The sequence below is a fragment of the Sphaerothrix gracilis Ecp01 genome, from assembly GCF_030405905.1.
Classification (GTDB): domain Bacteria; phylum Cyanobacteriota; class Cyanobacteriia; order Phormidesmidales; family Phormidesmidaceae; genus Sphaerothrix; species Sphaerothrix gracilis.
This window is the reverse complement of the sequence record NZ_JASATW010000007.1, coordinates 35,243-59,444: the sequence shown is the minus strand read 5'-3', so window position 1 is coordinate 59,444 and position 24,202 is coordinate 35,243. Positions and strand designations below refer to the sequence as shown.

The window sequence follows — 24,202 nt, the reverse complement described above, 5'->3', positions numbered from 1 at the left end:
GTTAAAAAGTGGTCAAAATTGTTAGCCGAAAATCTTTAGGCGTTCAGCCTGTTTACGACATTGGGGTTGTAAAAGACCACAATTTTTTGTTGGCGAACGGTCAGATAGCTTCCAACTGCTTTAACAAGTCTCACTCAATGGCCTATGGGTTTGTGACGTATCAAACCGCTTATCTCAAGGCCAACTATCCGGTTGAGTACATGGCGGCGCTGCTAACGGCCCACAGCGGCGATCAGGATAAGGTGCAGATGCACATCGCCAACTGCATCAGTATGGGCATTGAGGTGCTGCCGCCGGACATTAATCGCTCTGGTATTGACTTCACGCCGGAGCAGCGCAGCATTTTGTTTGGTCTGTCAGCGGTGCGGAACGTGGGACAGGGAGCGATCGAGTGCATTTTAGAGTCGCGCGCCGAGGAGGGGCTGTTTCAGTCCTTGGCCGACCTCTGCGATCGCGTTGATTTGCGTGCCGTCAACCGCCGCGCCTTAGAAGCGCTGATTCAGTGCGGTGCCTTTGACCTGATGGAGGCCAACCGCAATCAGCTCATGCACGATCTAGAGTTTGTGATTGAGTGGGCCCAGGGTCGAGCTAAAGACCGGGCCATCGGCCAGGGCAGCATCTTTGACATGATGGGCGACAGCAGCAGTGAGGCTAGCTCCAGCGACAGTTTTGAAATTGCGCCTAAAGCTCCGCCTGTGGCTGATTTTGAACCGCAGGAAAAGCTGCGTTTGGAGAAAGAACTACTGGGATTCTATATTTCCGATCATCCACTCAAGTCCGTGCAGCGATCGGCGCGGGTGCTAGCCCCCATCAGCCTTTCAGAGCTAGCTGAACAACCGGAGAAAATCACCGTTAGCGCCATTGTGATGCTGTCGAGCGTCAAGCCCGTGGTGACCAAGAAAGGCGATCGCATGGCAATTGTCCAGGTTGAAGATCTAACCGGACAGGCTGAAGGGGTTGTCTTTCCCCGTTCGTTTGAGCGCATCGGTCAGCATATTGAGGCGGATGCGCGGCTAATGATTTGGGGCAAGGTGGATCGGCGCGACGACCGCAACCAGCTCATTATTGAAGACGCTGAGCCAATTGAAACGGTGCGGCTGGTGATGGTAGAGCTAGAGCCGCGAATCGCTGCTGACATCACCTATCAGCATCGCCTCAGAACGGTGCTACAACAGCAGCAGGGGGAAGACCGCGAGGCTAAAGTGCCCGTTGTTGCCATTATTGAAGCCAATCAGCAGCGGCAGTTTGTCCGCTTGGGCGCTCAGTTTCGGGTGAAAGATCCGGAGGCGACTGTGGCAGCGCTGACCAAAGCTGACTTCAAGGCGCGATCGACTCCTTTGATTAGCGCTTAGACAAGATACCTGCTTTTTAAGCCATCATCCCTCAGCTAGATTTGTCAATTTCCTACTCTTAGCAGAGGTGTGATCTAAATCTTATCCGTAAGATAGATGTCGTATACGCAGTACGGCTTTTTCTAAGCAAGGAGATACAGTATGGGAATTGAAGATAGAGTTGACGCTACCCTCAAGAACGTAGAGGGTAAAGTGCAAGAGGCAGTTGGCGAATTTACGGGCGATCCGAAGGATCAAGCCGAAGGTAAAGCCAAGCAGGTACAAGCTGCTGCTGAGCACGAGAAAGAGAATATCAAAGAAGAAATTGATAACGCTGTTGATCAAAAGATGAGCTAGCGCTTAAAGTGACTGCTGATACGATAATTGACAGCTCGCCCTGGCTTCTAGCTCTAATTCAAGACTTGAGATTTGGAGGCTGGGGCTTTAATAATTTTCAGTTTTGCCCAGCTTTGCCTCCTCTCTCCAATGCTGCTGGGGCGTGAGCCATGGTTCTCAAAATTTCTGAGCCGTCTGTCCAACCGTGTCGAACTGATAGCGCTGCGAATAGTCAGTCACGCCGTACAGATTGAAAGAAACCGTCATCTCATCACCAACGGGTTCAACGCGGTGAATCGCTCCTGGCATAAACGTCATAATATCTCCAGGCTGAAGAACTTTCTCCTCAGTTTTCTGAATCCGATGGGGCTGCTCAGGACTCGGATCGCGTCGCCACAGCGTATTTTTTTCCTGACCGCCGATTAGCGCCACTACGCCCCAAGTGGCGTGATTGTGGATGGTTGATTTTTGCCTTGGTGCCCACGTGACCATTTGCACCGTCAGCGGAAACTGGTGTTCGCGGTAGAGAAAGTTGACCGCCCAGCCCTGCTCTGCAGGCTCTCGGTACTCCATTTGCAGCCAGTAAGAACTAATCAGCAGCTTTTGTACCAGCGGCGCGATCGCCTGCAGTCTGGCAAAATCATCTGCTGTCGTCGCCAAAACATCCTCTAAATCAGTCAAAAACCGATAGAGCCGATAAACTTGCTGCGGTTCCTCAAATATAGAGACATTTAGAGGCTCGCAGTGTCCATCTTCGAGCGCAATCCAGACCTGATTTTCCATTGCTGACCGCCTACCGACTCCAGGTAGCTATCATAAGCGATGAACCTGAGCTTTAGCTGAAAAGCGCCTGTCTCGACTAGCATTGACACAGCCAGGCACCTGACGGCACCTGGCTGTTTGGACTCGGCCGTATCATCCACCAAATATTGACAATACGGCATCTATAGGGAACACACTCTTCTATCTAAGCGGCTACAGGGAGACAGTGGCATTAGCGGATCGGCGGAATTATTCAGTATATTGGCGCTCTGTGGATGCTCATCTCAGGGCAGGAAGAAAGGGAACTGGCTGGATAGGACTACTTTTAGTCAGCCTGCTGCTAAGCTGCACAGCCCCTTTTCTGAGTGGCAATATCAGCCGCGATCGCTGCGAAGCTCAGCCAGGATTTGTCTTTGTGCCAGCAGGTCAGTTCATCGCAGGCAGCAACCAGGCCGAGCGCGACTATGCCTATGAGATTTCCGCTGCCGCGATCGCCTCTGATCCTTCAGGTAGAGCAGCGGCTGAGCAACGGCTGCGGCAGCGAGGCTGGTTCGACCACGAACCAGAGCGCCAAACGACTGAGCAAGCCGCCTTTTGCATCAGCCAGCAGCTTGTCACCAATGCCGACTACCAGCAGTTCGTCCAGGCAACCGGACATCGCCCCCCCGGTATTGCTGAGGCTGACTACCAGGCCCAAGGCTTTCTGGTTCATTCTTACAGCGAGGTGCAGCCCTATCTCTGGCAAGGAGCTGACTATCCAGCGGGAGAAGCCCAGCATCCGGTGGTGCTGGTGTCTTACGCAGATGCGATCGCCTATGCCGAGTGGAAAGGTCAGCAAGATGGCCATACTTATCGTTTACCGACAGCTTTAGAGTGGGAAAAAGCGGCTAGGGGGGAAGAGGGACGCTATTTTCCTTGGGGCAGCGAGTGGCAGCCTGCCGCAACGAATTGGGCCCAGCAGGGCAACCTCCACACCAGCCCTGTCGGTGCCTATCCGCTGAGTCGCAGCGTCTATGGGGTAGAAGATATGGCGGGCAACGTGTTTGAATTTACTGAACTGCAAAGCGATCGCCAGCAAATAGTCATGAAAGGCTGCTCTTGGGATGATCTACCCGGTTTTTGCCGCGCCGCCTATCGTCACGGCCGTCCGGCCAGCTCCCGGCATATTCTCTTTGGCTTCCGACTCATCCTCGATCAGATTTAATCTGTCATCCCAGATTTTCTCAGCCAGATCTCATAATTACCAACCAAGATAGAGGCGTTCTGCAACCCAATAGGCTTCATCCAGCCTGATTGAGTTCCTCCCCGCACGACTTCATAACCTACGGAAAAGAAAACATATGCGCGTCAACTATCTGTCTGCCATTGCAATGGCCTCTATTTTGAGCCTTAGCCTAGTAGCTAGCGGCTGTGGTTCTCAGTCTTCTGCCCCAACCGATGACGGTGCGGCTACCGAGCAGGCTGATCCCTGTGCTGCCGATCCCTGCGCGGCTAAGTCGGCTGACCCCTGTGCGGCTGATCCCTGCGCGGCTGACCCTTGCGCTGCCGATCCCTGCGCGGCTGACCCTTGTGCGGGTACCTAGGCCATCTCAGCGCGTCCAGTTTGTAGCATGAGATTTCTGTCTCTAGTAGCTGAAACGCCCCCGTAGAATCGGAGCTGATTGGCCGCTTTGAACAAAATCTATGTTTTCTAACTCCTAGGCAAAGGGCATCTTCCTTTGCCTATTCTGTCTCATAGTCAAACGCTAGACTGCCGGGTAGATATTCGCTGCGACCCTATGTCCTAAACCGACAACTCCTGGCTATTATGGCTAAGCTTCAGATTTCATAGGCTGCTGTTTAACCGATCTCTGCTTGGGATCCATTCGCTGCTCTAGCCAGCTAAAAAACTGCGACGACAGCAGGTTGAGCACTAGATAAACCAAGGCAACAGCGGTCAGGATTTGAAATATTTGATAGTTGCGGGAATAAATAAGCTGCCCTCGCCGAAAAAGATCCTCATAGCCAATCACGGCTACGAGGCTGGTGTCTTTCAGCAGCGTGATAAATTCATTGCCAAAGGGGGGAATCATGCGGCGAAAAGCCTGCGGAAAAATGATGTAGCGCATAGTCTGAATCGGATCTAGCCCCAGAGATTCAGAGGCTTCTCGCTGACCCAGTTCAATTGACTGAATTCCGGCTCTCACAATCTCAGCTAGATAAGCCGACGAATTAAGGCTGAGGGCTAGCACTGCCGCCGCTAGCCGATTGAAAGTGAACGAAAAGCCCAAACCCTGAATTAGGCTGGGGAAACCAAAATAAATCCAAAAAATTTGCACCAGCAGCGGCGTACCGCGAAAGAATTCAATATAGGCACGAGCGGCCCAGCTAACCGGCTTTACGGATGACAGCCGGGCAATGCCCAAGAGCGTGCCGCCAATTAGCCCTAGAAACACCGACATGATGGTGAGCTGCAAAGTCACCAAAGCCCCTTGCAACAAATTCGGTAGGGCTTCTAGGATAGTCGCAATCCATGGCAAGGCTTCTAGAACAGTTGAAATCCAATCCACAATCGTTCTCCCGCCTAAGATTTGGCCATCATATCAGGGATGGGGCGACCTGCATTGCTACCGCTGAACTGAATGCCGTTAGTTGAGCTTAGTCATCTCTTTGACTCGCCATTCTCCTTCCTCTACAACCAGGTCGTAGCGCATATTTAGAGTTTCATCGTAAGAAGAGTTGGTATTCAGCTCACCCTGCTCGTAAAGCTCGCCTTTTTCGGCAACCTGAGCTTCGACCGTCAGCTCAGTGGCATCTGGATCTTCTGGCGTCACAGACTGCACTTCAACCGAGTGTTCATACTGCCAGTGCCAGTTCTGGCTTTGAGCATCCACAGCTCGCTGCCGCCACTGAGTCAGTAACGGTTCACTCAAAGCACCTGCAAGCTGCTCAATTTGGTGATTGGGGCCTAGAGCCGCTTGTTTGGCGGTCAGCCATTCGCTAATAGCCTGAGCGGCTTCTTCTTGCACACCAGGCGTCTGCTCAGCGATCGCACTGGCATCGGGAATCGCGATCGGGGGTTGATCTAGCTGAATCGCTAAAGGCTCACCCCGCAGCTTCGGCCCGGAGAATAGACCCGCTATCCAGCCCAAAACCTGCATAGTACCAAAGCCTAAAATGCCCATGCCCAAAATGCCCAGCAAGAAGACCAAGACCAGCCGGCCCCAGTGGGGCGATCGCTGGCGCGGCGATCGCCGTTTAGGGGAAGCACCTTCTGCGATCGCTACATTTTTAGCATCGGAGAGAGACATTTCCTGAGCGGCCCCATTGACCGCTGCCGAGCCTGCTGGCTGTAGGCGACCTTCTGGAGAAAGCTGGGCAATCTGTTCAGCAACGCTGACCGGAGCAGCTTCAGGCGCTTTGGCTTTAACAGCTACCTGAGCGGACGGCAGGTGAGAAGGGGCAAACGTGGCAGAATCAGCGGCAACGCCGACCAGTTCAGCTGCCTGCGAGGCGGGCACTGAAGCTGTCGCCGCTGTCGGCTCAGCCGCTAGCCTAGACCAAGCCTGGGTTCCATTCTGTGCCTGAAAAGCCTCTGCCTCAATTGGCATCGCTTCTAAATAAGCCTGTACATGCTCGTTAGCGAAGTAGTCCTTCAGCGAGGTCTGCTGCTGGGTCAGATCGCGAAAATGGGGAAAAACCTCTTGTTTGAGCCACCGCTCGGCATAGAGGCAAAGCCCCGGCAAGAGATCCGGTGCTCCCTGGGACTGTTCACGAATGAAGGCCAGCGGCTCATACTCTTGGCTGAGTTCTAGGGCGCGGCTGGCTTCCTCAGTTTGACCTAGCAGCAGCGCACAGACGGCCTGCTCTAGATGCACGTCTTGGCGGTTACCTAAGCGCACCAGCATCTTCTTGGCCCGTCGAACCAGCGCAGGCTGATGATAGACAAATCCTCTAGCCAGAAGAGCGTAAATAGCCAAATAAGTGGCTACAGAGGAAGGACGACGCGCTTCCGCCTCAAAAATTTCCTGCTGCTCGGCTGAGGTCAGATAGCCTCGTAGCTGCTGAGTAAAGCGCAGGAAATCGTCAATCGTCAGACCGGAAAGATCGTCTTCAGTGCCGTCAATGCCGCCTCGATCCTGCAGCATGGCCTTAAGCAGTTGAATCCCCTGACGCCGTTCTCGGTTGTGGTTGAGCGGCAGCGCTACCAGCTCTAAAATGCGATAGGGCCGCAGCTTGTACAGCTCAGACTGGATCTCGTTGCGAATTGCCGGATACAGTTCTTCGCGCAGCAGCAGCTCGTTACCTGTTTCTAGAGACTCCGCCGCACTCTCATACTGCCGCTGCTGCCACTGTTCCCGACCTAGCTCCAAGCAGGCCAGAGATAAAGACAGCACAATGTCAGCCAGCGCTGTCTTAGGTTCGCCAAAGCGTTCATCTGCTAAGCTGCTGCTGCCGCTGCTGAGATAGGGCCGCCCTAGCCGAATTACTAGCTCATACTCACCCAGCTCCAGCAAAATTAGGAGCGCTCCCAGAAACTGAGCGTCATTGATTTCAACTGTGGGCGTATAGGCATCGCTGGCAGACTCAGAGGCCAGCGATCGCAGCGCTTCTTCACCCAAGTCAACGCTCACTTCATCACTGGCCTGAGCCACTTCTGGATCAGCGGCTGACACCTCCAGCGCGTACGATTTGCTGAGAAAATGCGTATCGTATGACTGCCGCTGTTCAGGATCGCTCAGGACGCTATAAGCTTCGTCAATTAGCTGCTTACGGGCTTCAATCGCCCTAGCCGAATACTCACGACGCGGCAACTGTAGCGTGCGATCGCGGTGAGCCTGCTTTAGCTGTTCTTCTGTTGCCTGAATCGGCAAACCTAAGATTCGATAGTAATCTAGCGGAATTCGCACGGTCTACATCCCCAGCAGCGATATCAACGTGATCTCTGACGACATCTAAGTCATTGAACGCAGACAGCCACAACAACAAGCGGGCCTCTGTCTGAAAATGCCATCATAATAGCCTGCACAACCCCGATTGAAAGTAGAGCGCCCCTTTTACTTTAATAATGTGTACGAACTTATTTATTAGTCCGCTCTCCTTCCAGTATTAAGTTTAGTAAAGCCAACCTGCTTGCCTTTACGGTAGGTCAGTTAATTGCAACTGTTAGGTACTTAGATATGGTCGTAGATGTTCCAATCTTTTCGCAAATTTGTAGCTGCAGTGGGATAGTTTCATCTGGCTGCCACTCAGATTTGCTGAAATCATTCGAGATGATTGCCTTAGCCAGCCTCAAGACGGTAACGTTAGAAACGGCAATAGCCGCAGTCAAGTGACTAAGATTAGATGATGTGATAGACAATGGCTGCTAAAGCTTGGTGATCAGGATTCTAGCGAATCTTTCACGGCATCCTACCCTTTAAGGCAGGCTATTGTGGGAATATCGTTCAAAACGTACTAGACAAGGCTGAGAGGATACTGCAAATTCATGGTTCAGGAACGGACTTTACCGGTGTTTCAAGCTGCCTCAGCCCAGATCTCCCGCGAAGAGGGGCTGACGCTTTTTGAGGACATGGTACTTGGGCGCTATTTTGAGGACCGCTGCGCCGAAATGTACTATCGCGGCAAGATGTTCGGCTTTGTCCATCTCTACAACGGACAAGAAGCCGTTTCAACCGGCGTTATCAAATCTCTGCGATCGGATGACTACGTTTGCAGTACCTACCGGGATCACGTCCACGCTCTCAGCGCTGGTGTGCCGGCCCGCAACGTCATGGCCGAGCTTTTTGGCAAAGCAACAGGATGCAGCCAAGGGCGCGGCGGTTCCATGCACCTCTTCTCGGCTGAACACAACCTCCTGGGCGGGTTTGCCTTCATCGGGGAGGGTATTCCAGTCGCGCTAGGAGCTGCCTTCCAAAGCAAGTACCGCCGGGATGCCCTGGGGCAGGCTGAGGCCGACCAGGTGACTGCCTGCTTTTTTGGCGATGGCACGACCAATAACGGTCAGTTCTTTGAATGCCTGAATATGGCAGCGCTGTGGAAGCTACCAATTCTATTCGTGGTTGAGAACAACAAGTGGGCAATCGGGATGGCCCATGAGCGAGCCACCTCTCAGCCGGAGATCTACCGCAAAGCCAGCGTTTTTGGCATGCCGGGAGTTGAGGTAGACGGCATGGATGTTTTAGCAGTTCATGCAGCGGCCCAAACCGCAATTGAGCGGGCTAGAGCTGGGGAAGGTCCCACCCTAATTGAGTGTCTGACCTATCGTTTTCGGGGCCATTCCCTAGCCGACCCCGATGAGATGCGCAGCAAAGAGGAAAAGCAAGCCTGGCAGGCCCGCGATCCTCTGAGCAAGTTTGAGGCTTACTTATTAGAGCAAAATATAGCCGATGAGCAAGAGCTAAAGGCGATTAAGCAGAGAATTCAGGACACTATTGACGAGGCTGTTCAATTTGCTGAAGAGAGCCCTGAGCCAAATCCTGATGAGCTGTATCGCTATGTCTTTGCCGAAGACTAAATGACTAGAAATCTAGGGAGATCTGGGTTTCAGATTAAGTATTGTCAGTTTTAGTCAGACCTGTGTTGAGCCTTCCTCGAAAAGCGCCTGACTAAGCTACCTCCTTCCAGTGCTCTAACAGCAGCTACACCCACTTTTTAGACGACTCGAAACCAATGGCGGAAACTTTTCTATTTAATGCCCTGCGGGAAGCAATTGACGAAGAGATGGGACGAAATGAGTCTGTTTTCGTTCTAGGAGAAGATGTCGGTCACTATGGTGGCTCTTATAAAGTCACCAAGGATCTTTATAAGAAGTATGGCGAACTGCGGGTTTTAGATACCCCGATCGCTGAAAATAGTTTTACGGGAATGGCTGTGGGCGCGGCAATGACGGGGCTACGGCCTATCATTGAAGGCATGAATATGGGATTTCTGCTGCTGGCCTTTAACCAAATTGCCAACAATGCCGGGATGCTGCGCTATACCTCTGGCGGCAACTATAAAATTCCAATGGTGATTCGCGGGCCTGGGGGGGTTGGCCGTCAGCTTGGCGCAGAGCACTCACAGCGACTAGAAGCTTATTTTCAAGCGGTACCAGGGCTAAAGATTGTGGCTTGTTCCACCCCTTACAACGCTAAAGGACTCCTCAAGTCAGCTATCCGCGATGACAACCCGGTGCTGTTCTTTGAGCATGTGCTGCTCTACAACCTAAAAGAAGACTTGCCTAATCACGAATACCTGGTACCACTGGATAAAGCTGAAGTGGTGCGATCGGGCAAAGACGTTACCATCTTGACCTATTCCCGGATGCGTCACCATGTCATGCAGGCCGTTAAGACCCTGGAAAAAGATGGTTTTGATCCGGAAGTAATTGACCTGATTTCCCTGAAGCCCATTGACTTCGAGACGATTGGCGCTTCAATTCGCAAGACTCACCGCGTTATTGTTGTAGAAGAATGTATGCGGACTGCCGGTGTGGCCGCTGAAATTATTGCCTCGATCAGCGATCGCTTTTTTGATGAATTAGATGCCCCGGTGCTGCGGTTGTCGTCTCAGGATATTCCAACTCCCTACAACGGCAAGCTAGAGAGTCTAACCATCGTGCAGCCAAAGCAGATCGTTGAGGCAGTAGAAAAAATGATGGCCCTGCAGGTTTAACTATGGCACGTCAAAGATTATTGCTAGCGGTTATTCTGGCCCTAACAATTGCTGCCATTGTTGTAATTGTGCAGGTGCCGACTCGCCTAGGCTTAGATTTGCGCGGGGGTTCCCAGTTAACGCTGCTGGTACGGCCCACTGAGCAGGTTCCCGAAATTACCGAGACCGACTTGGAAGCGGTACAGCGGGTGATCGAAAATCGGGTCAATGGCCTGGGAGTGTCTGAGGCGGTTGTGCAGACCGTTGGCGAAGATCAGCTCCTCGTACAGCTACCGGGGGTGAGCGATCCGGAGCAGGCAGAGCGAGTTTTGGGCGGCACGGCTCAGCTTGAGTTTGAAACCCAAAAGCCGGGAACTGAGGGCCAACTGCAGGCAGAGCAGCAAATTTTGCAGGAGCGGCTGATTCAGCAGGCGGCTTTGGAAGCGGGCGGAGATGCAGAAGCGATCGCCGACAATCAGGCCGCGCTCGATCGCAGCTATCAGGCCATCACCGACCTGTTTGAATCAACGGGGCTGACGGGCGATAAGCTGACCGACGCCTTTGCCCGACCGATTGGGGCTGGAAACAACTGGGAAGTGGTAATTCAGTTCAACCGCGAGGGGGCGGCGCTGTTTGCTGACTTGACCAAGCGAATTGCCGGAACAGGACGCAGCATTGGCATTCTGCTAGACGACAACTTAATCAGCGCCCCGACTGTAGACGTTCAGTACGCCGAAACGGGCATTACCGGCGGCAGCGCCGTCATTTCGGGTAATTTTGACGCTCAGGGGGCACAGGATTTGGCAATTCAGCTCCGAGGAGGTGCCTTGCCCGTGCCGGTCGAGGTGGTGGAAAATAGAACCGTGGGGGCGACCCTGGGCCGAGACAGCATTGAGCGCAGTCTCTACGCTGGGCTGGCCGGACTGATTCTGGTTTTGATTTTCATGGCGGTTTACTATCGCCTACCTGGTGTTCTGGCCGATATTGCCCTCGTGGTTTATGCCCTGCTGACCTGGGCTGCTTTCAATATCTTTGGCGTCACGCTGACCCTACCTGGTATTGCCGGGTTTATCTTGAGCATTGGGATGGCCGTAGACGCCAACGTCCTCATTTTTGAGCGTACCCGCGAGGAACTGCGGGCAGGTAAGACGCCCTATCGCTCAGTCGAGTCGGGATTTTACCGGGCTTTCTCCAGCATCTTAGACAGCAACGTCACTACTTTAATTGCCTGTGCGGCGCTATTTTGGTTTGGAGCGGGTCTGGTAAAGGGCTTTGCTCTCACCCTAGCAATTGGGGTTGCCATCAGCATGTTTACCGCCCTGACCTGTAGCCGTACTCTACTTCTGTTCATTCTCGGTTTTGCCCAGTTTCGTAAGCCTGAGCTTTTTTGCCCTGGGCTTACCAATGCCCGTAACTCTCAGGCTCCGTCCCAGTCATGAAACTCAATGTAATCGAACAGCGATCGCTCTGGTGGACTATCTCTGGCGCTGTAATTTTGGCCGGACTGATTGCGATGGCTATCTCCTGGAATCAGTTTGGCGCGCCGCTGCGTCCGGGCTTAGATTTCGTTGGCGGAACGCGCCTACAGCTAGAGCGGGACTGCGAGGTCGCGCCAGAAAACTGCAGCGACCCCATCGATTTAGCCGTTGTGCGAGATGTGCTGACGGAACAGGGCTTGGAGAACAGCAGCCTGCAGGTTCTCGGTGAGAATCGTCAGGCCGTTTCTATTCGCACCTCTACTCTAGATGTGGAAGCTCGAACACGGCTGCAACAGTCCTTGGAAGCTGCTCTGGGCCAGCTTGACCCCGACTCCACTCAGATTGATGTGGTCGGCCCGGTGATTGGGCGTCAGCTTTTTGCTGCCGGTTTGTTAGCGCTGCTGGTGGCTTTTGCGGGGATTACGGCTTATCTCAGCCTGCGCTTTCAGTTCGATTACGCCGTTTTTTCGATTGTGGCGCTGCTCCACGACTTACTCGTGACGTTGGGCATCTTTGCCGCTTTGGGTCTGATGCTAGGCACTGAAGTAGACAGCTTGTTCGTTGTGGCCTTGCTAACGATTGTCGGTTTCTCTGTTAACGACACGGTGGTAATCTACGATCGCATTCGAGAAACGATCAAATACAATCCCCAGCGCCATATTGATCAAATTGTGGATGATTCGGTCAATCAAACCCTAGCGCGATCGATCAATACCACGCTGACCACCGTTCTGACCCTGACCGCAATCTTTCTGTTCGGCGGTGAGACGCTCAAGTTCTTTGCCTTAGCACTGATTATTGGCTTCATCACTGGGGCGTACTCCAGTATCTTTGTCGCCAGCACGCTGCTGGCCTGGTGGCGGGAACGTTCAGGACAGGCGATCGCAGGCGTTGAGGAAACAACTGAGTCCTCTGAGAACGTCGTATAGCCTGCTGTGAATACGCCGACGGAATTTGAGCGTCAGTTAGAACAGCTGAACCGAATCGTGATGGCGAGCTGGTGGCTACTCTGCGGTGGGCTTTGGCTGACGGTCGGCCTGCTGAGCCTGTGGCGCTTACGATTTGAGATTGAGCGCCTGTTTGAATTTTTCACCTGGACGCAAATTCGCTACGGCTTAGCTTACAATCCGCTGTCAGCGGCAGGATTGGGGCTGTGTGTAGGACTGACAGTGGGACTTTTGATCAGTCATAGCCGTCATATAGTCTTTGGGCTGTCGGTAGGAGAGCGTCAGCGCTTGGAAAAGCTGCTGCTCCGGATTCGGCAGCAGGGGCCAGCCCATCCCTTTTGGCGCTGGATAGACACAAACAAGGGCGATCGCGAATAGAGTTAAAGTATCCTTTCCATCGCTAAGGTGGAATTCACGATAGTTCACATAATCGCTGCCAGCACAGTTACGCTGCGGGATTGATACCAAACATTTGGCTTGCAACAGATTGCAGATCCTAACTTTTTCCTGATGGCAGCGATCGCGCCTGCTCGGCTGACAGGTTCAAAAGCTGAACTACCTGCTCCCTCGTCATCCCGGTTGCCAATAAGTTTTGGGCGGCCTGCAATAGCTGGGCCTGGGCCTCTGCTTGGGCCTGCTGTGCCTGTTCTGTATCAGTTAAAAACCAGTTGCCTGCGCGATCGCACCACCGCAGCCAGGCTCCGGGAATGCCCTCAAACTCACCTGACCAAAGGCCTAGCCCAATTTCCAAATCCGCCAGCCAGACCAGCGGATTTTCTGGCTGCAGAATTTGCTCCTGATAGCGACCGCCTGCAAGCTGAAAGTAGCGTAACTGCTGGGTGTAGCGGCTGTAGACTAGGTAGTGAGGAATTCGGAGATACTGCTCGTAGACTTCTAGCTTGGCAGGCGGCTGATTTGCGGTTGTTGTATCTGAACCGTTAGATATAGAGCTGAGGGCGGCCCCTGCTGTTTCATTTCGCGCAGTGTTCTTGTCAGAAAAACGACCTAAATCTTCAGCTGCTGTTCCGGGAGACAAAAACTCAACCACCACATAGGGATTTTTGCCCTCCTGCCAGACCACATAGCTGCGCCGCAGGTCGGAGCCATCGTACAGACGCGGCACGTCAACCGCTAAAAACCAGTCAGGCCGCTTATGCCATAGCGGCTGGTTGACATCGTAGTAAAGGTTGAGATCGGAAGCGGTGAAATAACGATCACGAGCGTAGTTGTCTAGCCGCAGCGTGCGACTGAGCAGTTGGGGCTGCAAGTCGTGAAATTCGTCAGGTAATCCCGGTTCCTCCGGATACTCACTTGGCAGATCGTACATGGTTGGCAGCGTTTCGCGGGGCGATCGCGGCGGATCCACCTGTTCCAGAATCGGTTTACGCGTGATGGGAACCATAGCTCACCTGACTTAGCTATTCTCTCTGTTTTTATCTTGCCACGGGTAGCTTATCCCGTTGCCCGTCGTCGCAGCACGGCCAGCAGCTTGATGAAGGTAGGCGGCAGCGGCGCGATCGCCTCTATGAGTTGCCCTGAAACCGGATGCTGCAGCCGCAGCTTCCAGGCATGGAGCGCCTGCCCTGGCAGATTCACCCCCACCGAGCGCCCAGAACCGTAGAGCGGATCGCCAACGATAGGATGACCGATATGGGCACTGTGGACGCGAATTTGGTGAGTGCGTCCGGTTTCGAGGCGAAACTGAAGCAGGCTGTAGTTGCCCAACCGTTCTTGCACCTGCCAGTGAGTGACTGCCGCGCGCCCGCCTTTGTCTTCAGGCAGAATAGCCTGCTTTTTGCGATCAACCGGGTGGCGGCCAATCGGTAAATCAACCGTACCGGCCTCGGTTGACGGCGATCCATAAACAATCGCCAAATATTCCCGACCCGCCGTTTTGTCTTTGAGCTGGGCCTGTAACCGCTGATGGGCTAGATCGGTTTTAGCAATCATAATTGCCCCGGTCGTGTCTTTATCGAGGCGATGGACAATGCCAGGGCGCTGCACGCCGCCAATACCCGCCAAAGTATCGCCGCAGTAGGCCAAAATCCCATTGACTAGGGTGCCGCTTGTGTGGCCAGGGGCGGGATGCACCACTCTGTCAGCAGGCTTATTCAGAATCAGCAGATATGCGTCTTCGTACAGAATATCTAGGGGCATCGCCTCTGGCACCAGCTCCAGCGGCCGTGTTTCTGGCAGTTTGACCTGTACCCAGTCCCCAGCTTGTAACGTTGTTTTCTTTGTCGGACAGGGCTGACCGTTGACCATCACGCAGTCTTGCTCAATCAGCTTTTGAATCCGGCTGCGAGAAAGATTACCAAGCTGAGTGGCCAGCCAGCGATCGAGGCGCTCTGGCCGGTCAGATTCAACCGTTAACTCAAAAGCTTGTTCGGAGATAGGGGTAAGCTGAATGCGATACCTCTATTGTGAGGGCTGATCTGTCAAGATGGCTAGCGGTCGGGGGCAGGCGGCTGACAGCAGAGAGTGCATATTGACCACAGCGCCAATAACCGCGATCGCGGGGGGCTGAAAACTCGCCGCTGTCATATCGGCGACAACACTTCCCAAGCTGCTAATCAGTTCTTCCTGTTCAGGCCGGGTACCCCAGCGAATCAGCGCGACCGGAGTTTGAGGACTGAGTCCTGCCGCTAATAGCTCCTGCACAATATGGCTCATATTGTGGATGCCCATGTAAATGACAATGGTTTTAGAGCCGTGGGCGATCGCCTGCCAGTTCACCTCTGGCTTATACTTGCCTGCCGCTTCGTGGCCGGTCACAAAGGTGACTGAGGAACTGCAGTCGCGGTGAGTGATGGGAATACCGGCATAGGCCGGGACGGCGACCCCGGCGGTGATGCCGGGTACTACCTCCACCGGCACACCGGCCTCAATGAGTCCAGCCATTTCCTCCCCACCCCGGCCAAACACAAAAGGATCGCCCCCTTTGAGCCGCACCACAATAGCGGCTGTCTGAGCTTTGTCAATCAGCAGTTGGGTAATCTCCGGCTGTAGCATCGAGTGGGCACCCCGCCGCTTACCAGCGTTGATCTGCTCCGCCTGGGAATTCACCATCGCCAGAATCTGCGGACTGACGAGCGCGTCATAGACGACTACATCGGCGCATTCTAGCAGGTTCTTGCCCTTGAGGGTAAATAGGCCCGGATCGCCGGGGCCAGCCCCAACGAGGTAAACCATACCTGGCTTTGTGATCGGGGGAGATAGCTCAGCAGAATCGCGATCGCGCATAGGTTTATCAGATCTCAAAAGGACGGCTAGCCAAATCGGCCACCAGACCCGCAAGTTCACGGGTTGCCCCCAGCGGCGGCAATAACCGAAAAGCCACTTTGGGAAAGCGCTCGGCCAGTTCTTCTGTGCGCTGCATGATGGCATCGATTAGGGTGCCTGCAAACAGGAAATAAGGCAGGATGACAATGCGCTGATAGCCCTGCTGCATTAGGTCAACTACCTGCGCCTCTAAGCTGGGCGGCGTTGACCAGTAGGCCACAGTGGCTCCCATCTGCTTGGCGATCGCCTCTACCTGCTTGTTGCTCCCAGCCCGGCGGCTGCCATGAGCCACCAGCAAAAAGGCCCGCGAGGCGGTTTGTCCTGCTTTTTCAGACAGCAGATGGGTCAGCCCGGAATGACTGCCCAGATGTGGGCACAGGGTCAAGGATACAGCCTCGGTCATCTGTTGACGGGCGGCGGCAACCTCAGCCGGTAGGTCTTCCATCACGTGCACTCCCTGTAGCAGAAACAGGGGCACAATCCGCATCTCGGCTTTACCCGCTGCCTGCGTTTTCTGGGCAAACTGACAGACTTGCGTACGCAGGGCCGTCGGGCCTAATTCTAAACAGGCGGTTTCTACCAGCGGCACCTGAGTAATTTGGGCGGCCCGCTGTCGGCGCAGCCTTCCAGTCGTCACAATTTCAGACGATTGACTCGGCTGCCAATTACTGGCTAACGGCTTGGCGGCGGCGGCGGACAGAGCCAGCGCTGGCTCTGCTGTGGCTGAGTAGGCTTGCTGAGCGATCGCCAGCCAGCCTAGACGCTGCTGCACCAAATGAGCCAGCCGCTTCATCATTGCCTGAGAGCGCGGATCTCGACTGCCGTGTGATACTAGCAGATAGCTTGGAGTAGGTGCTTTAGTCACGGGTAGATAAACGCAAACAACACAAGTTAAAGCCGTTGGCAACAGCCAGCTAATTTACTTTATCGAAGTTTTAACTAAACGGTCTGTATCGAGCGCGGCATTTAGGCTAGCTTGTGGGGTTGGCAAAGTCGGACCGCTTCTAAGACGCTTCTGCCTTGAAGGTATAAAACTTTTGGAGAACTCCCAGCGTACCAAATTCATAAGCCGGCAGCTGAGCAATTTCTGGCACCGCTAGCTGAGTTTGATAAATACTGAAGAAGACATAGTTGTGGCGAGCCGTATTTCTGGCAACTAGCTGCTGGATAGCGGCCTGATTGTTCTCTAGCAGGCTGACGCATTGCTCTTGCAGCAGGTCGGCTAAGCCCGGTAGAGCGGCGGGGGCTTTGGGGCAAATATCTTGTTGCAAATAGGCGATCAGCTCATCTGTGGCATAAAGCTCATAGTCTGCTGGGCTAGGATTTGTGAGGGCTAAGGCTCCGCCAACGCCAATCAGCACGACACTGCCCACAATTGTTGATGTTTTTAAGAAGCTCACAGCTATTGTGCCTCCGCAGATTGGAGCCGTTGTCCCCAGCGATCGCTCTCATACCTTAACTCTAGCCGAGAGTCTCTAAAACCGAGACTTGAGCTTAGCAAAAATCTCTAGATTGGGTGGCTAACTCCTGCGGCAAAATGCTAGAATCAACAACGCGCGATGGCGAGCGTAGCCAAGGGGTTAAGGCAGTGGATTGTGGTTCCACCACTCGCGGGTTCGAATCCCGTCGTTCGCCCTTTAATTTACAAATGCAATGTAACTCAGAACAGGGGCGGTCTATGGACCGCCCTTGAGTTTTCCGTTCCCCTGTTTGCGCTAAGACATCAGGGCGATCGCCTCAGCGGCGGGAGCCTTATCCGGTACATCGGCACCGACATCGATTTGCACCTCTTCTGGCTCAGCCCAGAGAATCAGCCTGGGCGCATAGGGACTGCTGAGGTTCTCATGCTTGGGCAAAATGCGCAGCGACAGCCCCTGCAGGCCGCTAGCCGTGTAGGTGACCTCCACCTCATAGCGGCTGCGCCCCTGGTTGTCAGTGCCCTGGTGGGTCATGACGCTGGGAATACCGACGTGAATCTCACCATCTGTATCTACTTTGCCCTGGTATAGCTCTACCTGTACGTCCGACGGCTGCAGCGCCCCCAGCCGCACCAGAGCCTCAACCTTAAAGGGCTGATTGACCTGCAGATTTGCGGGTTCTGAAATCTGCACCTCTTCAATTTTCATTTCATACCAGTGTTCTGCCAGGTGATCTTCCCAGTGGGCTAGCGTCTTGGCTGGCGCGAAGCTGCTCTGGGTCAACCGATGGGCGCGATCGCTGCAGCTAAAGTAAGCCCGCGTGGCATATTCCTTGAGCATCCGCGCCGTGTTGAACATGGGGGTATTGAAGCGGATGGCGTCCTTCATTTTGGCGACCCAGCCCCTGGGAATCTCTTCCTGATCGCGGTTGTAAAATAGCGGCACCACCTCTTTCTCTAACAGGTCGTAGAGGGCATTGGCCTCCACTTCGTCCTGATATTCCGGATCGTCATAGTCTTCGCCGGAGCCAATGGGCCAACCGGTGGCAACGTAGTCTGCTTCGCCCCACCAGCCATCGAGAATGCTGAGGTTGGGCAAGCCGTTCATGGCTGCTTTCATGCCGCTGGTACCGGAGGCTTCCCGGGGACGACGAGGCGTATTCATCCAGACGTCGCAGCCAGCCACCATCGCCCGCGCCACGTGAATGTCGTAGTTGGGCACAAACACAATGGCCCGATCTAGCCCTTCATCGCGGGTAAAGTGGATAATTTTGCGAATCAGCTCTTTGCCCGGTGAGTCCTTGGGGTGGGCTTTGCCAGCAATGACAAACTGTACCCGGCGGCCGGAACCGTCGCCTTCAATGATCTTGTGAATCCGGGCAATATCGCGCAGGAACAGGGTGGCTCGCTTGTAGGTAGCAAAACGACGGGCAAAGCCAATACTCAGGACTTTCGGATCAAGTACTTCCCTGGCTTTTGCCAGTTCCATCGGCGAGGCAGCCCGCTCCAGCAGGCTTTTCTCTAGGCGATCGCGCACAGACACAATCATCTGGGAGCGGCATAGCTCATGGGTGCGCCAAAGTTCTTCATCGGGAATGGCGTCTACTCTGTTCCATAGCGGATTAGCGGGACTGGCCTGGGACCAGCTCGGCCCTAAGTAGCGATCGTAGAGTTCTTGGACAGGCTTAGCGACGCAGCTACGGGCATGAACGCCATTGGTAATAGAAGTAATCGGTACTTCACTGAGAGGGAGTTGAGGCCAAAGTCCAGAGAACATCTGCCGCGAAACTTCACCATGCAGCGCGCTGACCCCGTTGACGAAAGAGGCGGTCTTAATCGCCAAGACTGCCATGCTGAAAGGGGCTGACAGATCCCCGGTATTTTCGCGCCCTAAGGCTAGGAATTCTTCGTTTGACAGGCCAAAACGCTGGGCATAACGGCTGAGATAGTAAAGTACTTTGTCTGGCGGGAACAGATCGATACCGGCGGGAACGGGAGTATGGGTCGTAAACATTTGTCCGGCCTGAGCCAGATAGAAAGCTTCCGCAAAGGATAGATCGGTTTCATCCATCAGCATCCGCATTCGTTCTAGGGCTAGAAAAGCCGAGTGACCTTCGTTCATGTGATAGACCGTCGGCTTCAGTCCTAGCGCTGCCAACATGCGTACGCCGCCGATGCCCAGCATGATCTCCTGGTGAATCCGCATATCAATGTCACCTCCATAGAGGCGATCGCAGATGTCTTGGTCATACTGGCTGTTTTCCTCAATGTTGGTGTCTAACAGGTAGAGCGGCACCGTCCCCACCTGTACCCGCCAAATCCGGGCATAGACGGTGCGATCGGGATAATCTACGCCAATACGAATTTCTGAACCGTCAGGATGCCGTTCTAAGTGCAGTGGCATGTTGTAGAAATCATTGATGGGGTAGCGTTCTTGCTGCCAGCCGTCGGCGTTGAGGTACTGGGCAAAGTAGCCCTCCTGGTACAGTAGGCCCACCGCCACTAGGGGCAGACCCAAGTCGCTAGCGGACTTGAGATGATCACCTGCGAGCACCCCCAAACCGCCAGAATAGACGGGCATACAGGAGGTGAGGCCAAACTCCATAGAGAAGTAAGCATAGCGCTCATCTGGCGTGGCTTCTTTGCGATGCTTTTTGTACCAGGTACGCTCTTTGAGATAGTCTTCTAGTCTTTGAGCAGCTCGCTCCATTTGAGCTAAAAACCCTTCATCTTCAGCCGCCTCCTGTAGGCGCTGCTGGCTAATAGTGCCGAGCAGCAGCACCGGGTTATAGCGACTAGATTCCCACAGGTCAGGATCTAGCCGACGAAACAAATCGGTTGTACCAAAATCCCAGTCCCACTGTAGGTTATAAGCCAGCTTGCGCAAAGGCTCTAAGCGAGCAGGCAGCGAAGGCGTAACGTTAAAGGTGCGGATAGGACGCATATTGATAAGTTGTTGATGATTAAATTCTGAGCTAAGGTCATTCTGCCTGTGAACGGCAGTAACCAAGCCTCTCTTAACACTGTCTTTGGGGATGAATCATGAACCAAACGACATAAATTGTGACATTTTTTAGCGATCGCCTCGCCTGATTAAAAGAGTTAACAACTCGTTACACTAGACTGTGTGGGAGAACTTGCAGATTAAACCTATGGATATCACTTCGGCTCTAGCTCCTTTTGTGATTACGCTGCGAGAAGGGGTTGAAGCCGCTCTCGTGGTCGGTATTGTCCTGGCCTGCCTCAGTAAGGCCAAGCAGAGCCAGCTCAATATCTGGGTCTATAGCGGTATCGCCGCTGGTCTAGCAGGTAGCGTTCTGATGGGGATTTTGCTGAGCGTGGGGGTGGCTGAAGTGCGTGACCTGCTGCCTGCGCTAGACACGCTGATTGAACCCCTGCTTAAAACTCTGCTCTGCGCGATCGCCATTATCATGCTGAGCTGGATGCTAATCTGGATGACCCAGCAGGCGCGATCGCTGAAGACAGAAATTCAGGGCAACGTGCAGTCGGCTTTGACGAACTCCTCAGTCGCAGGCGTCAGCATCTTCAGCCTGGTCTGCGTGGCGGTGCTGCGGGAAGGGTTTGAAACGGTGATTTTTCTCTTTACCAGTCTGCAGCCAGGAACGGTGCCTATTCTAGGGGCTGTGGCGGGTGGTCTGGGCGCGATCGCCATTGGCCTGGCGCTGTTTCGGTGGGGGCTGCAAATTGATCTGCGGCGCTTCTTTCAGGTGATGGGGACGCTGCTGCTGCTGATTGTGGCGGGTTTGGTGGTTTCGGCCTGCAAAGGGCTAGATGCTGTTTTTACGGCAGTCAGTCAGCTTAACGTGCAGGCGGGAGATCTGTGCTTTTCTACGCAGTCCTGCATTTTGGGGCCGCTGCTGTGGGATGCTAGCGGTGTTTTACCAGACAAGCAGTTCCCCGGCATCCTGCTGAAAACGCTGCTGGGCTACCGCGACCATATCTATTTAATTCAGCTCATCGCCTATGTCGGTTTTCTGGGCCTGGTAGGCAACCGCTATTTTCGCAGCCTCAACGATCAGCCCTCGGCCAGTAAAACCCAGGAAGCAACCGCTAAGTAAGCCGTATTCTAAGTCTTGAAAAATATCTACTCCCACTGAGGCGTGCAATGAGTCCAGAAGAAATTATGCAGGTGGCGATCGCTGAGGCCCGGCAAAGCAAGACGCCGTTTGGGGCGGTGATTGCCAAAGAGGGTGAAATCGTGGCCCAGGCGGGTAACACGGTTCAGCCTGACAGCGATCCAACAGCCCATGCCGAAGTCAATGTGATTCGCCAACTGACCCAAAAGCTGGGCAATGCCTCGTTTGAACCGGGCTATACGCTTTACACCACCTGTGAACCCTGCCCCATGTGCGCTGCAACCTGCATCTGGGCGGGCCTGTCTGAGATTGTCTATGGGGCAGGGGCCGATGACTTTCCAGACGGCAACCCTAACCTAATTGATCTGCGCTGTCAGACCGTGATCGATCGCGCCCCCAGCGAAATCAAAATTCGCGGCGGCATTCTCAAGGCCGAGTGCAAACAGCTCCATGCAGACTACCCACTGGGAGACCTGTAGCTGGGCGGTGCCCACGCTGCGCTTAATATTTGTTTACAATATAGAGAGTATTCCTGCTGTGTAGATAACTCGCGTTACCGCATCAGCGCCAAGCTCCGTATTCCAGACAAACTTTTAGGCGATCGCTTTCTCCGCTATGGTTCAGACTCCAGCCGCTAACAACCCGAATCTGGTTCTCTCTCAGACAGCCAAAAATCCGCTACCAGCGGGAGGTGCCGATCCCAGTCGCTTTGACTGGCAGGAAGCCTGGTATCCCATTGCCTACGTGGCTGACCTTGATAAAACTAAGCTGACACGCTTTGTCCTGCTGGAGACGCCGCTGGTGATCTGGTGGGAACCGACGGCTGCTGCTTGGCGAGTTTTCGTAGACAAGTGCCCGCACCGCCTGGCACCGCTTTCCGAAGGTCGGGTCAATGAGGCAGGTCAGCTGGAATGTCCTTATCACGGCTGGGCCTTTTCGGGCGCGGGCGCTTGCGAGCAGATTCCGCAGCAGCCCACAACCGGGCAGGCCAATGGTTCAGCGCGGGCCTGTGCGACGGCGCTCCCAATCGCGATTTGCCAAGACCTGCTGTTTGTCTACCCTGGCAAAGCGGAGAATGCGCCCCAAGTGCCCGTACCCGTCATTGAGCCGTTAGAAGAGGACTCTGAGGGCTGGGTGATGCTCAATACCTTCCGCGATTTACCCTACGACGCCCTCACCCTGCTAGAAAACGTCCTAGACGCCAGCCACATTCCCTACACCCACCACAAAACTGTGGGCAAGCGTGAGAATGCCGCGCCGATGGAGATGGAAGTGTTGGAATCTAGCAAACAAGGGTTTCGCGGCATCTGGCCGGAAGGCCCCCGCAAGGGCAAGCTAGGCACGCAGCATACCCATTTCATCGCGCCGTCCTTGATGTATCACGACCTGACTTCCCAGCAGTTTGGCCGCACGATGACGGTGGTATACGCCGTTCCCACGCGCAAAGGAGAATGTCGGCTGTTTGCCCGCTTTCCCTTCAAGTTTTCCGCTAAGCTACCGGGGTTATTCATCAAGCTGACGCCGCGCTGGTATAGCCACATTGGTAATAATGGCGTGTTGGAAGACGACCAAATTTTTCTCCACCTTCAAGAGCGAGAACTGGAGAAAGCGGCTAACAAGCGCTACGCCCAAGCCTGCTACTTGCCGACCCAGGCCGATCGCTATGTGTTGGCTTTCCGCAAGTGGGTAAGCGACTTTGAGGCCGATCCGTTTCCGGGACAGTCCCTACCCCCTGCCGCGACTAAGGCTGAACTGCTCGATCGCTATCATTCTCATACCCAGCACTGCGGTAGCTGCGCTCCGGCCCTAGCGAATATTCAACGACTGCGGCAGCTAGCGGCGCTGATTGCTTTTGTAAGTTTGGCTTTGACACCGCTGGGAGCGATCGCCCTCAATACCTGGGCTAGCGGCTGGCTCACAGGGCTGACCCTAGTTGCTGGCGGCACCTGGTACGGCTTGGGCCGTCTAGAGCGCCGTTTCTACGAAGGCCGTCCCGTCCCACCCCGCAACTTCCCCAGCAAATAGACTGTTTGAAGCTGAGCGGCACTATGGGCCATTAAGCATAAATACTGTCTTAGGTCTAAAGCTAGCTATGACGCTGACGCGGGAGCAACGTTGTCAACTGCGTGTAGCTAGTTCGTATGGGTCATTTCAACTAACTAAGTAGCTTCGCTGAGGGCTTTTTGAAGAATTTCATCACTCACTCCCTGACGCTTCAAACTGGCAATTAGCGCAGAGACAGTATCTCCTTCTAAGTGTTCTAAATCGGTACGAAGCCCTTGTCCAATATATGCACGTGCTAAGGGTTGATATCCAGAAAATCCAAGTAGTGGAGCTATGCGCTTCAAGTCTTCAATCACATCTTCCGGCATCCGAATGGTGACCGTTGTCATTGGACGATTTCTATCTAACCGCTTTTTCAATGCTTCAATTTTCATAGTATTCGCGCTCCTTACGTGTCGCGTAACGCGCTGAAATAATCCGAATGCTGTCGTTTTCGCACTCAATATACACGACGTACAAGATGCCATCGCCTATCTAAACCAATGATGGCGTTTCGCGCTTCATCATTGCGACTAGCATCGACCACAACTAGAAATGGATCGAAGAAAGCATCTGCAGATTGCTGAAACGTTACACCATCATGCTTTTGAGGATTTGTTCGAGCTTTCTCATCGTTCCAAACGAAGGTAACTCCATTGAGTACAAGATGAACGTCCATACTCTGTAAGCTACCTAAAGTGTATTTACAATGTCAATACGCTTTCTCGGCAGAAACAAAAGCGCTACCTAATCTTCACCCCAGTGAAAAATTGAAAAATATAATCTAGGCAATCTAGAAAATGAAAATAAAGAGAGCGCTGAAGAATTAGTCAAATTCTAGATTGGCTAGTTCCGAGCAGTTTAGAGCAGTCAAGTGCCGTTAGCGCAGCGCAAC

General features: G+C 53.8%; 21 protein-coding genes, 1 tRNA gene and 2 pseudogenes. 13 read left to right on the top strand and 11 right to left on the bottom strand.

Annotation, left to right across the window (positions count from 1 at the left end):
• The first annotated feature begins 8 nt into the window (after positions 1–8).
• Entirely contained in the window at positions 9–1,352 is a 1,344-nt protein-coding gene (locus QJQ48_RS09390; RefSeq protein ID WP_346290963.1) for a helix-hairpin-helix domain-containing protein, read from the top strand.
• A 141-nt stretch (positions 1,353–1,493) separates the two neighbouring features.
• Complete coding sequence (locus QJQ48_RS09385; protein WP_346290962.1) at positions 1,494–1,688, top strand: CsbD family protein; 195 nt, start codon at positions 1,494–1,496, stop codon at positions 1,686–1,688.
• A gap of 156 nt (positions 1,689–1,844) precedes the next feature.
• Here QJQ48_RS09385 and QJQ48_RS09380 read toward each other — a convergent pair whose 3' ends face one another.
• On the bottom strand, positions 1,845–2,450 hold the full coding sequence (locus tag QJQ48_RS09380) for a cysteine dioxygenase family protein (RefSeq protein ID WP_346290961.1): 606 nt from the start codon (positions 2,448–2,450) through the stop codon (positions 1,845–1,847).
• A 250-nt stretch (positions 2,451–2,700) separates the two neighbouring features.
• On the opposite strand from QJQ48_RS09380, the gene QJQ48_RS09375 reads away from it, so the two are divergent.
• Together QJQ48_RS09375 and QJQ48_RS09370 are read left to right on the top strand one after the other, a co-directional pair.
• The gene (locus tag QJQ48_RS09375) at positions 2,701–3,633 is read left to right on the top strand and encodes a formylglycine-generating enzyme family protein (RefSeq protein WP_428843036.1); all 933 of its coding nucleotides are present in this window, start codon (positions 2,701–2,703) and stop codon (positions 3,631–3,633) included.
• 136 nt (positions 3,634–3,769) lie between these two features.
• On the top strand, positions 3,770–4,012 hold the full coding sequence (locus QJQ48_RS09370) for a hypothetical protein (protein ID WP_346290960.1): 243 nt from the start codon (positions 3,770–3,772) through the stop codon (positions 4,010–4,012).
• 228 nt (positions 4,013–4,240) lie between these two features.
• On the opposite strand, the pseudogene QJQ48_RS09365 reads toward QJQ48_RS09370, so the two are convergent.
• Together QJQ48_RS09365 and QJQ48_RS09360 are read right to left on the bottom strand one after the other, a co-directional pair.
• A pseudogene (locus tag QJQ48_RS09365) lies at positions 4,241–4,939 on the bottom strand (amino acid ABC transporter permease); the annotation flags it as partial.
• 117 nt (positions 4,940–5,056) lie between these two features.
• Entirely contained in the window at positions 5,057–7,318 is a 2,262-nt protein-coding gene (locus tag QJQ48_RS09360) for an IMS domain-containing protein (protein ID WP_346290959.1), read from the bottom strand.
• A gap of 578 nt (positions 7,319–7,896) precedes the next feature.
• Here QJQ48_RS09360 and pdhA point away from each other — a divergent pair.
• The 5 genes from pdhA to QJQ48_RS09335 all read left to right on the top strand — a co-directional run bounded on the left by pdhA (position 7,897) and on the right by QJQ48_RS09335 (position 12,846).
• The gene (gene pdhA / locus QJQ48_RS09355; RefSeq protein ID WP_346290958.1) at positions 7,897–8,925 is read left to right on the top strand and encodes a pyruvate dehydrogenase (acetyl-transferring) E1 component subunit alpha; all 1,029 of its coding nucleotides are present in this window, start codon (positions 7,897–7,899) and stop codon (positions 8,923–8,925) included.
• Positions 8,926–9,080: 155 nt separating this feature from the next.
• On the top strand, positions 9,081–10,064 hold the full coding sequence (locus QJQ48_RS09350) for an alpha-ketoacid dehydrogenase subunit beta (protein ID WP_346290957.1): 984 nt from the start codon (positions 9,081–9,083) through the stop codon (positions 10,062–10,064).
• Positions 10,065–10,066: 2 nt separating this feature from the next.
• Positions 10,067–11,482 (top strand): protein translocase subunit SecD, encoded by a 1,416-nt coding sequence (gene secD / locus QJQ48_RS09345; RefSeq protein WP_346290956.1) that lies wholly within the window; start codon positions 10,067–10,069, stop codon positions 11,480–11,482.
• Positions 11,479–12,450 (top strand): protein translocase subunit SecF, encoded by a 972-nt coding sequence (gene secF, locus QJQ48_RS09340; protein ID WP_346290955.1) that lies wholly within the window; start codon positions 11,479–11,481, stop codon positions 12,448–12,450. The genes secD and secF overlap by 4 nt, the downstream gene beginning before the upstream one ends.
• A gap of 6 nt (positions 12,451–12,456) precedes the next feature.
• A complete protein-coding gene (locus QJQ48_RS09335) occupies positions 12,457–12,846 on the top strand; it encodes a hypothetical protein (RefSeq protein ID WP_346290954.1) in 390 nt (129 codons plus the stop codon).
• A 118-nt stretch (positions 12,847–12,964) separates the two neighbouring features.
• Here QJQ48_RS09335 and QJQ48_RS09330 read toward each other — a convergent pair whose 3' ends face one another.
• The 5 genes from QJQ48_RS09330 to QJQ48_RS09310 form a co-directional block, all read right to left on the bottom strand.
• Positions 12,965–13,870: a Uma2 family endonuclease gene (locus QJQ48_RS09330; RefSeq protein ID WP_346290953.1), complete on the bottom strand. Its 906-nt coding sequence runs from the start codon at positions 13,868–13,870 to the stop codon at positions 12,965–12,967.
• A gap of 50 nt (positions 13,871–13,920) precedes the next feature.
• Positions 13,921–14,862 carry an RluA family pseudouridine synthase gene (locus QJQ48_RS09325; RefSeq protein ID WP_346291130.1) on the bottom strand — a complete coding sequence of 314 codons (942 nt, stop codon included), beginning with the start codon at positions 14,860–14,862 and terminating at the stop codon, positions 13,921–13,923.
• A 24-nt stretch (positions 14,863–14,886) separates the two neighbouring features.
• On the bottom strand, positions 14,887–15,660 hold the full coding sequence (gene cobA, locus QJQ48_RS09320) for a uroporphyrinogen-III C-methyltransferase (protein ID WP_346290952.1): 774 nt from the start codon (positions 15,658–15,660) through the stop codon (positions 14,887–14,889).
• Positions 15,661–15,718: 58 nt separating this feature from the next.
• Positions 15,719–16,615: a sirohydrochlorin chelatase gene (locus QJQ48_RS09315; protein ID WP_346290951.1), complete on the bottom strand. Its 897-nt coding sequence runs from the start codon at positions 16,613–16,615 to the stop codon at positions 15,719–15,721.
• Positions 16,616–16,754: 139 nt separating this feature from the next.
• Positions 16,755–17,150: a DUF4359 domain-containing protein gene (locus QJQ48_RS09310; RefSeq protein ID WP_346290950.1), complete on the bottom strand. Its 396-nt coding sequence runs from the start codon at positions 17,148–17,150 to the stop codon at positions 16,755–16,757.
• A 162-nt stretch (positions 17,151–17,312) separates the two neighbouring features.
• On the opposite strand from QJQ48_RS09310, the gene QJQ48_RS09305 reads away from it, so the two are divergent.
• Positions 17,313–17,385 (top strand) — tRNA-His (locus QJQ48_RS09305).
• Between the two features lie 80 nt (positions 17,386–17,465).
• Here QJQ48_RS09305 and glgP read toward each other — a convergent pair.
• Positions 17,466–20,111, bottom strand: coding sequence for an alpha-glucan family phosphorylase (glgP, locus tag QJQ48_RS09300; RefSeq protein WP_346290949.1), 2,646 nt, complete (start codon positions 20,109–20,111; stop codon positions 17,466–17,468).
• A 208-nt stretch (positions 20,112–20,319) separates the two neighbouring features.
• Here glgP and QJQ48_RS09295 point away from each other — a divergent pair, with 208 nt between their 5' ends.
• The 3 genes from QJQ48_RS09295 to QJQ48_RS09285 all read left to right on the top strand — a co-directional run bounded on the left by QJQ48_RS09295 (position 20,320) and on the right by QJQ48_RS09285 (position 23,289).
• Positions 20,320–21,246, top strand: a complete 927-nt coding sequence (locus QJQ48_RS09295; RefSeq protein ID WP_346290948.1) for an FTR1 family iron permease — start codon at positions 20,320–20,322, stop codon at positions 21,244–21,246.
• A 47-nt stretch (positions 21,247–21,293) separates the two neighbouring features.
• Entirely contained in the window at positions 21,294–21,743 is a 450-nt protein-coding gene (locus tag QJQ48_RS09290) for a nucleoside deaminase (protein ID WP_346290947.1), read from the top strand.
• Positions 21,744–21,879: 136 nt separating this feature from the next.
• Positions 21,880–23,289 carry an aromatic ring-hydroxylating dioxygenase subunit alpha gene (locus QJQ48_RS09285; RefSeq protein ID WP_346290946.1) on the top strand — a complete coding sequence of 470 codons (1,410 nt, stop codon included), beginning with the start codon at positions 21,880–21,882 and terminating at the stop codon, positions 23,287–23,289.
• 134 nt (positions 23,290–23,423) lie between these two features.
• Here the strand turns inward: QJQ48_RS09285 and QJQ48_RS09280 are convergent, their stop codons facing one another.
• Positions 23,424–23,702, bottom strand: a complete 279-nt coding sequence (locus QJQ48_RS09280; RefSeq protein ID WP_346290945.1) for a hypothetical protein — start codon at positions 23,700–23,702, stop codon at positions 23,424–23,426.
• Positions 23,692–23,986: pseudogene (locus tag QJQ48_RS09275) on the bottom strand (BrnT family toxin). The gene QJQ48_RS09280 and the pseudogene QJQ48_RS09275 overlap by 11 nt, the downstream one beginning before the upstream one ends.
• Between the last annotated feature and the right edge of the window lie 216 nt (positions 23,987–24,202).